The sequence below is a fragment of the Kluyvera intermedia genome (assembly GCF_021440345.1).
Lineage (GTDB): Bacteria > Pseudomonadota > Gammaproteobacteria > Enterobacterales > Enterobacteriaceae > Kluyvera > Kluyvera intermedia_A.
Window position 1 is genome coordinate 76,615 of record NZ_JAKCNS010000035.1, and the last position, 11,541, is coordinate 88,155.

General features: G+C 56.0%; 9 protein-coding genes. 5 read left to right on the top strand and 4 right to left on the bottom strand.

Going from position 1 to position 11,541, the window contains the following annotated elements; all coding sequences use genetic code 11:
* Nucleotides 1-144: 144 nt before the first annotated feature.
* The 3 genes from ybiB to rhlE all read right to left on the bottom strand — a co-directional run bounded on the left by ybiB (nt 145) and on the right by rhlE (nt 4,771).
* Nucleotides 145-1,113 carry a DNA-binding protein YbiB gene (gene ybiB, locus LZ634_RS11015; RefSeq protein WP_234504944.1) on the bottom strand — a complete coding sequence of 323 codons (969 nt, stop codon included), beginning with the start codon at nt 1,111-1,113 and terminating at the stop codon, nt 145-147.
* Between the two features lie 40 nt (nt 1,114-1,153).
* Nucleotides 1,154-3,307 carry an ATP-dependent DNA helicase DinG gene (gene dinG, locus LZ634_RS11020; protein WP_234504946.1) on the bottom strand — a complete coding sequence of 718 codons (2,154 nt, stop codon included), beginning with the start codon at nt 3,305-3,307 and terminating at the stop codon, nt 1,154-1,156.
* 96 nt (nt 3,308-3,403) lie between these two features.
* Entirely contained in the window at nt 3,404-4,771 is a 1,368-nt protein-coding gene (rhlE, locus tag LZ634_RS11025) for an ATP-dependent RNA helicase RhlE (RefSeq protein ID WP_234504948.1), read from the bottom strand.
* Nucleotides 4,772-5,002: 231 nt separating this feature from the next.
* On the opposite strand from rhlE, the gene cecR reads away from it, so the two are divergent.
* The 5 genes from cecR (at nt 5,003) to LZ634_RS11050 (ending at nt 10,713) form a co-directional block, all read left to right on the top strand.
* Nucleotides 5,003-5,677, top strand: coding sequence for a transcriptional regulator CecR (gene cecR / locus LZ634_RS11030; RefSeq protein ID WP_234504951.1), 675 nt, complete (start codon nt 5,003-5,005; stop codon nt 5,675-5,677).
* A complete protein-coding gene (gene hlyD / locus LZ634_RS11035; protein ID WP_234504963.1) occupies nt 5,677-6,672 on the top strand; it encodes a secretion protein HlyD in 996 nt (331 codons plus the stop codon). The genes cecR and hlyD overlap by 1 nt, the downstream gene beginning before the upstream one ends.
* Nucleotides 6,665-8,404: an ATP-binding cassette domain-containing protein gene (locus LZ634_RS11040; protein WP_234504954.1), complete on the top strand. Its 1,740-nt coding sequence runs from the start codon at nt 6,665-6,667 to the stop codon at nt 8,402-8,404. The genes hlyD and LZ634_RS11040 overlap by 8 nt, the downstream gene beginning before the upstream one ends.
* On the top strand, nt 8,394-9,527 hold the full coding sequence (locus LZ634_RS11045) for an ABC transporter permease (RefSeq protein ID WP_234504956.1): 1,134 nt from the start codon (nt 8,394-8,396) through the stop codon (nt 9,525-9,527). Before LZ634_RS11040 ends, LZ634_RS11045 begins: the two co-directional genes overlap by 11 nt.
* 79 nt (nt 9,528-9,606) lie before the next feature.
* Complete coding sequence (locus tag LZ634_RS11050) at nt 9,607-10,713, top strand: ABC transporter permease (RefSeq protein ID WP_234504958.1); 1,107 nt, start codon at nt 9,607-9,609, stop codon at nt 10,711-10,713.
* On the opposite strand, the gene LZ634_RS11055 is transcribed toward LZ634_RS11050, so the two are convergent.
* Entirely contained in the window at nt 10,675-11,085 is a 411-nt protein-coding gene (locus LZ634_RS11055) for a YbhQ family protein (RefSeq protein ID WP_234504959.1), read from the bottom strand. The two genes, LZ634_RS11050 and LZ634_RS11055, sit on opposite strands and share 39 nt — an antisense overlap.
* Nucleotides 11,086-11,541 lie beyond the last annotated feature (456 nt).

Below are 11,541 nucleotides of genomic sequence, written 5' to 3' on the forward strand. Positions count from 1 at the left end.
TGCTCCAACCCTCATTGAACTTGTTGATACCCTTTTTTGCCCGGCTGCCACGCCGGGCTTTTTTTTGCGTAAAATTCAGCAACGGGAATGAGATGACGTGACGCTTCCGGGGTGGCTGACGCTCGCCCGGGGAAACTACGGGGGTTAGTAAGCCTGCGCGACGCGTGCTAAACCGTCTGCAAGCGAGTTCACTTCACCGGCTGCCAGCAGACAGCAAGCGAGCTGTATTTTCAGCGACTGAGGCACAGGCTCGACGCCAGCGACGCAGCGTTCAATCCAGCGGGCGGTGGTTTCGGGATCTTTTGCTGATGGGAGTGCTACCGGCTCTTCCGGCTGTTCGCTTTGCCGCTCGGCAACCACCCGCGCACCTTGCCCATCAATCAGCGTAATCTGCGGGCAACGCTGAGGATTGGCATAAACCTCCCCTTCCGTGCCGTGCATCAGCAGGCTACGCCCGCCAATATCGCTAAAGAATTTGGCAACTTTGGTCACGTATTCCGGGTGCGATACGCTCGACAAGCGCAGCGCAGCATCTTCGGCAAACGGTGTTATCAGCTTCGCCAGCGAGTGCGCGCTATTGCGCACCCCGAGCTGCCAGCGCATGGCCAACTGCTTTTCTATCGGCGGACAGATTGCGCCCACGGGAATAAAGACCGGCTGATGGCCATCAAGTTTCGCCTGCGCCTGCCCGGCATGATGGGTTGGTGTAATGCCCATCAGCTCAAAAATCGTCTCCGTCAGTACGCGCGTGGGATCTTCACTCACGCCGTGCACCACCACCGGGAACCCCAATTTGTGCAGCAGCATCGCCAACAGCGGCGTGAGGTTCGCCTGCTTACGCGCGCCGTTGTAGCTTGGGATAACAATCGGCATCGGTTTGCCCACCGGCGGCGTCAGGCGAATCGTCTGCTGCTGCATAGCCTCGTAAAAGCCGAGCATCTCCGCTTCACCCTCACCCTTAATACGCATCGAGAGCAAAATGGCACCCGTTTCCAGACTCGGTACGTCACCCGCAAGCATTCGGGTGTATAAGCTACGCGCGGTATCCTTATCCAAATCACGCGCGTGATTTTTGCCTCGTCCGATCTCTTTGATGATTATGCGGTAATCCATTTGCGACTCCTGTTGAATGCTCATACGACGCTCAGACGGGCTAGCGTTTTTTACGCCGCGGCGATTTCGCTTTCGTCTTCTGCTTCACTTCCGATACTTCCGGCACTTCCGGTCGTTCAATGGGAAAAACCGGTAACGCATTCAGTAAACGCTGACCGTAGTTTTTGGTCAACAACCGCTTATCGTAGATAATGACTTCACCCCAGCAGCCGTGGCTACGGATTAAACGCCCAACCTGCTGAATCAGGTTAAACGATGCGCTGGGCAGGCTCTGTACCTCAAAAGGATAGCGATTGAGGCTTTTCAGCCATTCGCCCTCGGTAATCACCACCGGGCTGTCGATAGGCGGGAAAGCGATTTTGTGAATATGCACCTGGCTTAGCAGTTCACCTTTCAGATCGAGCCCTTCAGCAAAAGATTGCAACCCCACCAGCACGCTATATTCGCCGTTCTCAACCCGTTTACGGTGCAGCTCTACCAGCCGGTAGCGCGGCTGATCGCCTTGAACCAACAGCATTAGACGCAGATCGGTCACATGCTCAAGGAAGCGCTGCATCGCCCGTCCGCTGGCGAACAGCACCAGCATTCCGTGGTGCTTTTTACTCTCAACCTGCTGGCGGAAATAGGCCGCCATCTCGGCAATGTGCTGCTCTTCATGGTCGATCAGCGGTTCATACTTCATCTGTGGGATGACGATTTTTCCCTGCTCAACGTGGTTGAACGGCGAATCCAGCGCCACAAAGCGGTCGCCGGCCTTCTCTTTCAGCCCACTCATCTCTTGCAGGCGTGAGAAGCTATTGAGCGAACGCAGCGTCGCGGAAGTCACCACAATATGCGGCACGCTGCGCCACAGCAGGCGTTCAAGCTGGTCGCTCACGCGGATCCCCACGCAGTGGAACCAGACGTGCATCTGCCCGTCACGGGTATCGCGGGTGGCCCATTTAGTGACTGGTGCCCCCGATGCCTGCGACAAAGATGCCAGCCGCCACAGCTTGCTTTGTGATTCGAACATCCCCAGCGCGCGGTTCATCTGCAAAATCACCCGGTGCAGCCTGACAATATCGTGGCTGCCGGTTTTTTCGCTGAGATCGTTTAAAAACAGCTCCGCTAATCCGCGCAGCATTTCAGTCAGTTTTGCCAGACGCTGACAGATTTCCATCACCTCATCCGGCAGCTCGCCCATTGGGAAGCGGTGTTCCGCCTCCTGTGTCGCGGGCAGATAGAGATTAAGGATGTTGTTCAGTGAGGCGATCAGCTCGTAAAGCTCTTCGCAATGCGCGGTGAGGCGCTCAGGTAGCGCCAGCGGCGGCGTAGTTTTCGGACGGAACTGCTCCATGCAGGTCGCCACCAGTTTGCCAAAGAGGTCAAGCTGCAGGCGATACCACGGCGCGGTTATCTCGGCGCTCATCTCCAGCGCATCGCGGGCGACATCCGGCAGATGGTGCCCTTCATCGAGCACCAGCAGCAGATTTTTCGGCTCCGGCAGCACCGCTTCACTCTCCATCGCCGCCATCACCAGCGCATGGTTGGCGACCACCACTTCCGCTTCCTGAATTTCCCGACGAGCGACAAAGAACGGACATTCGCGATAGTAATGACAATTACGGTTCAGGCAGCTGGCTTTATCGGTGCTCAGGCGCCGCCACAGGTCGTCATCAATCGCCACATCGGTGTGATCGCGCAGGCCATCCCACTTGTAGCTATCAAGATCGCCTTTAAGCTTTGCGCAGCGTTTCTGCTCTTCCTGATTGTTCGGGGTCAGTTCATCTTCGAGAAAGGCGAGCAGATCTTGCTGGGTTGGATCGGTGCTGGCGAGCGCTGACAGGTTGCGCGTGCAGACATAGCGCCCGCGGCCAAACGCGGCGGTAAAACGCAGATCGGGGATAATTTTGCGCAGCAGCGGCAGGTCTTTACTGTAGATCTGATCCTGCAATGCGACGTTGGCGGTACTCACCACCAGCGTTTTTTGTTCTTCCCGGGCAATCGCGATGCCGGGAATCAGATAGGACAAGGTTTTCCCGACGCCGGTCGGCGCTTCAATCGCCAGGTGTCGTCCCTCTTCTCCAGCCAGCGTTTTGGCGACGTCGGCAATCATCTGCCGCTGCGGGGCGCGGGGGATAAAGTCGGGGATCTGTTCCTGAAGCGCCTTGTACCAGGCGGCGATTTGCGCTTTTAGCGCAGCGGTCAAAGCCATGAGAAAACCTGAGACACTGTATAAACAGCCACTATTGTGACATCTTCTGCTCGCTGCCGCAAAAAAGAAAGCCCGGCTTTCGGCCGGGCTCGCAATTTACTGCGCCGCTGCAGGTTTACGCGGGCGACGCGGTGGACGTGGCTTATCGCCTGCCGGTTTGCCTTCCGCACTACGCGGTTTGGCTTTCGGCGCCCCACCGTCGGTACGACGTGGCTGCTGCTGGCTGCGGCCAGCACCTTGGCTCTGGCCCTGACGACCACGGCCGCCGCCGTTACCACCGCCGCGCTGCTGACGGCCATTCTGGATAGGCTCAGCCTTGATAGACAGATCCGGCTCGTAGCCCGCCAGCGCAATACGCGGGATCTCTTTTTTCAGCAGACGCTCAATATCGCGCAGCAGTTTAATTTCATCCACGCACACCAGCGACAGTGCTTCGCCGGTTGCCGCCGCACGGCCGGTACGGCCAATACGGTGGACATAATCTTCTGGTACGTTTGGCAGTTCGAAGTTCACCACGTGCGGCAGTTCTTCGATATCCAGGCCACGCGCGGCAATATCGGTCGCCACCAGCACGCGGATGTCACCGGACTTAAAATCTGCCAGCGCGCGAGTACGTGCGCCCTGCGATTTGTTACCGTGAATCGCGGCGCTGCGGATGCCGTCTTTATTCAACTGCTCTGCCAGGTGGTTAGCCCCGTGTTTGGTACGGGTGAAGACCAGCACCTGCTGCCAGTTGCCTTCGCCAATCATCTGCGACAACAGTTCACGTTTGCGCTTTTTGTCCACCATGTGAACATGCTGTGTCACCTGCTCAGAAGCTGTGTTGCGGCGCGCAACTTCGATTTCCAGCGGGTTGGTCAGCAGTTTTTCGGCCAGCGCTTTGATGTCGTCAGAGAAGGTGGCGGAGAACAGCAGGTTCTGACGCTTAGCCGGCAACTTGGTCAGCACGCGACGGATGTCGTGGATGAAGCCCATATCCAGCATGCGGTCGGCTTCATCAAGCACCAGAATCTCAACCTGATCGAGCTTCACGGCGTTTTGATGTTCCAGATCCAGCAGGCGGCCTGGGGTTGCCACCAGCACGTCCACGCCGCTGCGCAGTTTCATCATCTGTGGGTTAATACTTACACCACCGAAAACCACCAGCGAACGAATGTTCAGGTAGCGGCTGTATTCGCGAACGTTTTCGCCAATCTGCGCGGCCAGCTCACGGGTTGGGGTCAGGATCAGCGCACGAACCGGGCGACGGCCCTTCACGTGCGGCTCACGAGAAACCAGCGTCTGCAGCAGCGGCAGGGTAAAACCTGCGGTTTTGCCGGTACCGGTTTGCGCGCTCGCCATCAGATCTCGGCCCTGCAGTACAGCAGGAATCGCCTGCTGCTGAATGGGGGTGGGTTCCTGGTAGCCTTGCTCAGCAACGGCACGCAGAATTTCGGGATTCAATCCGAGGGAATCAAAAGACATAAATACTCCACACCCACCCCGACCGCATGCGGTGTAGTTTTCGAGGGGATAAAAAACGAGGGAATGACAAAAACCACAATGTCATGAAGGGGCGGAGTGTAGCAGTTTTTGTGATACACCGCATAAATTATCCCCTTAACGATGGAAAACAAGATTATTCACCAGACTGGACAAGATTAAAAACTCAGCATAATGTTAATCAATCGATTGATTAATTTTTTGGTGGCCATAATGAACGTGACGCCGATAACCAGCAAAGGCGAGCAGGCCAAAAGCCAGCTCATCGCCGCCGCCCTCGCCCAGTTCGGCGAATACGGCCTACACGCCACCACTCGTGATATTGCGGCTCAAGCCGGGCAGAACATCGCCGCCATCACCTACTATTTTGGCTCAAAAGAAGATTTATACCAGGCCTGCGCGCAGTGGATTGCCGATTTCATCGGTGAGAACTTCCGCCCGCACACTGAGGCGGCAGAGCGCCTCTTTGCCCAGCCGCAGCCCGACAGCGAGGCTATCCGTACGCTTATTCTGCAGGCCTGTGAAAACATGATTTTGCTACTGACTCATGACGATACCCTGAGCCTCAGTAAATTTATCTCCCGCGAGCAGCTGTCGCCGACCGCCGCCTACCAACGTATTCACGACCAGGTCATTGCCCCGCTGCACACGCACCTTACCCGACTGATTGCCGCCTACACCGGCTGCGACGCCAGCAGTACGCAGATGATCCTGCATACCCACGCCTTGATTGGTGAAGTGCTGGCCTTCCGTCTGGGACGGGAAACCATTCTGATGCGCACCGGCTGGTCGCAGTTTGATGCCGATAAGACCGCGCAGATATACCAGGTCGTGACCTGTCATATCGATCTTATTTTGCAAGGATTAACTCAAAGGAGCCTGAAGTGATGAAAAAACCGGTCGCCCTTATTCTGGCCGTTGCCGTCCTCGTCGCCTTGATTGGCGGCGGGGCGTGGTGGTATCAAAGCCTGCAAAATAACGGACTCACCCTGTACGGCAATGTCGATATTCGTACCGTCAATATGAGTTTCCGCGTCGGCGGGCGTCTGCAATCCTTGAACGTTGACGAAGGGGATGCGATTAAACAAGGACAAACGCTCGGGCAACTGGATAAAGCGCCGTATGAGAACGCGTTGATGCAGGCCAAAGCCAACGTTGCTACCGCGCAGGCGCAGTATGACCTGATGATGGCTGGCTACCGGGCGGAAGAAATAGCCCAGGCCGCCGCCGCGGTCAAGCAGGCGCAGGCCGCCTATGACTATGCGCAAAGCTACTTACAGCGCCAGCAGGGACTGTGGAACAGCCGCCTGTTGTCCGCCAACGATCTGGCTAACGCCCGTTCGTCCCGCGATCAGGCGTTCGCTTCGCTGAAAGCGGCACAGGATAAATTAAGCCAGTACCGCGCGGGTAATCGTCCACAGGAAATTGCCCAGGCTAAGGCCAGCCTTGAACAAGCGCAGGCGCAGCTGGCCCAATCGACACTCGACTTGCAGGACACCGTATTAACCGCCCCGTCCGACGGCACCTTATTAACCCGTGCGGTTGAGCCGGGCAGCATGCTCACTGCGGGCAGCACCGTGCTAACGCTGTCGTTAACCCATCCGGTCTGGGTTCGCGCCTACGTCGATGAGAAGAACCTCAATCAGGCGCAGCCGGGTCGTGAAATTCTGCTCTATACCGATGGTCGCCCGGATAAGCCTTATCACGGCAAAATTGGTTTTGTTTCGCCAACCGCTGAATTCACGCCAAAAACGGTGGAAACGCCGGACCTGCGTACCGACCTCGTCTACCGTCTGCGTATTATCGTCACCGATGCCGACGATAGTCTGCGCCAGGGAATGCCGGTGACGCTGAAATTTAGCGACGAGCCGCGCCATGAGTGAACATCAGATCCAGCTACACGGGCTGGTTAAACAGTTCGCCGGCATGAACAAACCGGCGGTCGCCCGGCTGGACTGCACCATCCAATCAGGCTACGTTACCGGGCTTGTCGGGCCAGACGGCGCAGGGAAAACCACCCTGATGCGGATGCTCGCCGGGCTACTGAAACCAGACGCTGGCAGCGCAACGGTGCTGGGGCTCGATCCGATTGCCGACGATAGCGCCCTGCACGCGGTGCTCGGCTATATGCCACAAAAATTTGGTCTGTATGAAGACCTGACGGTCATGGAGAACCTCAATCTCTACGCTGATCTGCGCAGCGTTACCGGCGAAATCCGCGAGAAAACCTTCGCCAGGCTGCTGGAGTTTACCTCGCTCGGGCCCTTTACCTCGCGGCTAGCGGGCAAGCTTTCCGGCGGTATGAAACAAAAACTCGGGCTGGCCTGTACGTTAGTCGGCGAACCGAAAGTGCTGCTGCTTGATGAGCCCGGCGTTGGCGTTGACCCGATTTCCCGCCGCGAACTGTGGCAAATGGTGCATGAACTGGCGGGCGACGGCATGCTGATCCTCTGGAGTACGTCCTACCTCGACGAAGCCGAGCAGTGCCAGGACGTACTGCTGCTGAACGAAGGCGAGCTGCTGTATCAGGGTGAACCGACCGCCCTCACCCGCACCATGGCGGGGCGCAGCTTTCTGATGCACAGCCCAGTTGAGAATAACCGTAAGCTGTTACAGCGGACGCTGAAGCAAGAGATGGTTAGCGACGGCATGATTCAGGGTCGCTCGGTGCGGGCAATCCTGAAAAAATCCGCCACCGCCGACGATTTGAGACAGGCGCCGGGAATGCCGGAACTGGAGATAGAAGAAACAACGCCGCGCTTTGAGGATGCGTTTATCGATCTGCTGGGCGGTGCGGGCACGTCAGAATCGCCGCTGGGCGCTATTTTGCATACCGTCGAAGGATCTGCGGACGAAACGGTGATTGAAGCGAAAGAGCTGACCAAAAAATTTGGTGATTTCGCTGCCACCGACCACGTCAATTTTGCCGTCAAGCGCGGGGAAATATTTGGCCTGCTGGGGCCCAACGGCGCGGGTAAATCCACCACCTTTAAGATGATGTGCGGTTTGTTAGTCCCCACTTCCGGCAATGCGCTGGTGCTGAATATGGACCTCAAAACCGGCTCCGGTAAGGCGCGCCAGCATTTAGGTTATATGGCGCAGAAATTTTCCCTCTACGGCAACCTGACCGTGGAACAAAATCTGCGCTTCTTCTCCGGCGTGTATGGCCTGCGCGGAAAAGCGCAAAATGAAAAAATCCGCAGTATGAGCGAGGCCTTTGGTCTCGATGAAATTGCTCGCCACACTACCGATGCGCTGCCGCTCGGCTTTAAGCAGCGCCTGGCGCTGGCCTGCTCGCTGATGCATGAACCGGATATTCTATTTCTTGATGAACCAACGTCGGGCGTTGACCCAATAACTCGCCGCGAATTCTGGCTGCACATCAACAGCATGGTGGAGAAAGGCGTCACCGTGATGGTGACCACCCACTTTATGGATGAAGCGGAGTACTGCGACCGCATCGGGCTGGTCTATCGCGGTAAGCTGATTGCCAGCGGTACGCCGGACGATTTAAAGGCCCAGGCCGCCGATGAACAGCAGCCTGACCCGACGATGGAGCAGGCGTTTATCACCCTGATTAATGATTGGGATAAGGAGCATGCCGATGAGCGTTAAGGCCCTGTCCTGGCGGCGCGTGCGGGCGCTGTGCGTGAAAGAGACGCGGCAAATTATTCGCGATCCCAGCAGTTGGCTGATTGCGGTGGTGATCCCGCTGCTTTTACTGTTTATCTTTGGCTACGGTATTAACCTCGACTCCAGCAAGCTGCGGGTCGGCGTACTGCTGGAGCAGCAGAGTAAAGAAGCGCTGGACTTCACCCATACGCTGACCGGTTCACCCTATATTGATGCCACCATTAGCGATAATCGCGGCCAGCTGGTTGAGATGATGCAGGCCGGGCGCATTCGCGGATTAGTCGTTGTGCCCGTTGATTTTGATAAAAAGATGACGCGCGTTGGCGACGATGCGCCTATCCAGGTAATTACCGACGGCAGCGAACCCAATACCGCCAACTTCGTGCAGGGCTACGTCGAAGGTATCTGGCAAATCTGGCAAAAACAGCGCGCCGAAGATAACGGTCAGAACTTCGAGCCGCTTATCGATGTGCAGACCCGCTACTGGTTTAACCCGGCGGCCATCAGCCAGCACTTTATTATCCCAGGGGCGATAACCATCATCATGACGGTAATCGGGGCGATCCTGACCTCGCTAGTCATCGCCCGCGAGTGGGAGCGCGGCACCATGGAGGCGCTGCTCTCCACCGAAGTCACCCGCGTCGAGCTACTGCTCTGCAAGCTTATCCCTTACTATTTCCTCGGCATGCTGGCGATGCTGCTGTGTATGCTGGTATCGGTATTTATTCTCGGCGTACCGTATCGCGGGTCGCTCATTATCCTATTTTTCATCACCAGCCTGTTTTTGCTCAGCACCCTGGGGATGGGTCTATTGATTTCGACCATCACTCGCAACCAGTTTAACGCCGCCCAGGTAGCGCTGAACGCCGCCTTTTTGCCATCGATTATGCTGTCCGGGTTTATTTTCCAGATAGACAGCATGCCCGCGGCGATTCGCATCGTGACCTACATTATTCCGGCGCGCTATTTCGTCAGCACTCTGCAAAGTCTGTTCCTGGCGGGCAATATTCCGGTGGTGCTGATTGTAAACACGCTATTTTTAATCGCTTCGGCGGTGATGTTTATTGGCCTGACGTGGATGAAAACCAAACGTCGATTGGATTAACTCTGGCGCTCATATTTTGCCCGGCGTTTTGCCCTGTAGGCCGGGCAAAGAAAGCGCCACCCGACATAAGGACGGCACAATGTTTTACCGCTTATGGACCCTAATCCGTAAAGAGCTGCAATCGCTGCTGCGCGAGCCGCAGACCCGCGCCATTTTGATAGCGCCAGTGCTGATTCAGGTCTTATTGTTCCCGTTTGCCGCCACGCTGGAAGTGACCAACGCCACCATTGCCGTCTATAACGAAGACAACGGCAAGCACGCCGTCGAGCTGACCCAGCGCTTTGCGCGGGCCAAAGCCTTTACTCACGTGCTGCTGCTGAAAAGCCCGCAGGAGATCCAGCCGACCATCGACACGCAAAAAGCGCTGCTGTTGGTGCGCTTCCCGGCCGATTTCTCCCGCAATCTTGATACCTTCCAGACCGCGCCGATGCAGCTTCTGCTTGATGGGCGTAACTCAAACAGCGCGCAGATTGCCGCCAATTACCTGCAACAAATCGTCAAAAACTACCAGCAGGAATTGCTGGAGGGGAAAGCGAAACCGAATAACAGCGAACTGGTGGTGCGTAACTGGTATAACCCGAATCTCGACTACAAATGGTTTGTGGTCCCGTCGCTTATCGCCATGATAACCACCATCGGCGTGATGATTGTCACCTCGCTGTCTGTAGCCCGTGAACGCGAACAGGGTACGCTCGATCAGCTATTGGTCTCGCCGCTCGCCACCTGGCAAATCTTCGTCGGCAAAGCGATTCCGGCGCTGATTGTCGCCACAGCACAGGCCAGCATCGTGCTGGCGGTCGGCATCTGGGCGTATCAAATCCCCTTTGCCGGTTCGCTGGCACTGTTCTACTTCACCATGGTGATTTACGGTTTGTCGCTGGTGGGGTTTGGTTTGCTGATTTCATCGCTGTGCTCAACGCAGCAGCAGGCGTTTATCGGCGTGTTTGTCTTTATGATGCCGGCGATTTTGCTATCGGGATACGTATCCCCGGTGGAAAACATGCCGGTATGGCTGCAGCATCTGACCTGGATAAACCCTATCCGCCATTTCACGGATATCACCAAGCAGATCTATTTGAAGGATGCGAGTCTGTCGATTATCTGGGGGAGTTTGTGGCCGCTACTGTTCATAGCGGCCACGACGGGATCAGTGGCGTACGCGATGTTTCGCCGCAAGATCGCCTGAGGATTTCTCTTTCACCAGCAGCGAGAACACGGCTGGCCCCGCAAGGATGGCCAGCCCAGCCAGCGCCAGCAGAAAGTGATTTTGCAGAACGCGCGAAAGCAGCCAGACGGCAATCATCGCAGCGCCAAAATACCAGGTGGTCGTCAGTTCTTCGAACACATCGGCGACATCTCGCCAGCGTTTATCGGGGTGGCGCTGCAGCGCCAGCATCAACACGACGCTTACGGCATACAGCACGCAAAGGCCTAATCCAACGCGCACTAAGGTGCCGCTCATCCAGCCCATAACCAACACGGCGACGACCAGTAAATGCAACATAATCTGCCAGCAACCGAGCCCAGTTGCGACACGAATTCGTTGTTGCCACTTCATGGCTTCTCTCCTGAAGAATTTTATTTGCTTATTCAGAGTACTCAAGTTTACGGAAAATTCCGTAAAGGTGCTTCTTTTTGTGACAGTGGTGTCACAATTTGCTCAGGAAGAGAGCGGTTTGGGTGTTTTTTCAGCAGAAATTACCATCAGAGGCCACAGATAATATTCAACACACCTATCATTACCTCACAGAGAATCGCATCACGGTTTTTCCCGACAATCAGAGTCGTACCTACCGCAAGAGGCCCAACCCCAATCGCCGCTTCAGACACAAAAATATCAGCGGCATAAATACCAGCCCACAGTACGGGGTTAGTTTTACACCCGACAAGAACTAATCACTAACCAGTAGGAACTTCAGTGGTTCAACAGCCATACCGAATTAGCAGATATACTTAGCTATCGTCCCCACGGTTATGATTAAGCGCATAAATATTTATGTCTATCTAATAACAC

Excerpts from the sequence above, each read along its gene's own strand:
- cecR (WP_234504951.1), top strand. The coding sequence starts at position 5,003 with ATGAACGTGACGCCGATAACCAGCAAAGGCGAGCAGGCCAAAAGCCAG.
- hlyD (WP_234504963.1), top strand. The coding sequence starts at position 5,677 with ATGAAAAAACCGGTCGCCCTTATTCTGGCCGTTGCCGTCCTCGTCGCC.
- LZ634_RS11045 (WP_234504956.1), top strand. The coding sequence starts at position 8,394 with ATGAGCGTTAAGGCCCTGTCCTGGCGGCGCGTGCGGGCGCTGTGCGTG.
- LZ634_RS11055 (WP_234504959.1), bottom strand. The coding sequence starts at position 11,085 with ATGAAGTGGCAACAACGAATTCGTGTCGCAACTGGGCTCGGTTGCTGG.
- rhlE (WP_234504948.1), bottom strand. The coding sequence starts at position 4,771 with ATGTCTTTTGATTCCCTCGGATTGAATCCCGAAATTCTGCGTGCCGTT.
- ybiB (WP_234504944.1), bottom strand. The coding sequence starts at position 1,113 with ATGGATTACCGCATAATCATCAAAGAGATCGGACGAGGCAAAAATCAC.
- dinG (WP_234504946.1), bottom strand. The coding sequence starts at position 3,307 with ATGGCTTTGACCGCTGCGCTAAAAGCGCAAATCGCCGCCTGGTACAAG.
- LZ634_RS11050 (WP_234504958.1), top strand. The coding sequence starts at position 9,607 with ATGTTTTACCGCTTATGGACCCTAATCCGTAAAGAGCTGCAATCGCTG.
- LZ634_RS11040 (WP_234504954.1), top strand. The coding sequence starts at position 6,665 with ATGAGTGAACATCAGATCCAGCTACACGGGCTGGTTAAACAGTTCGCC.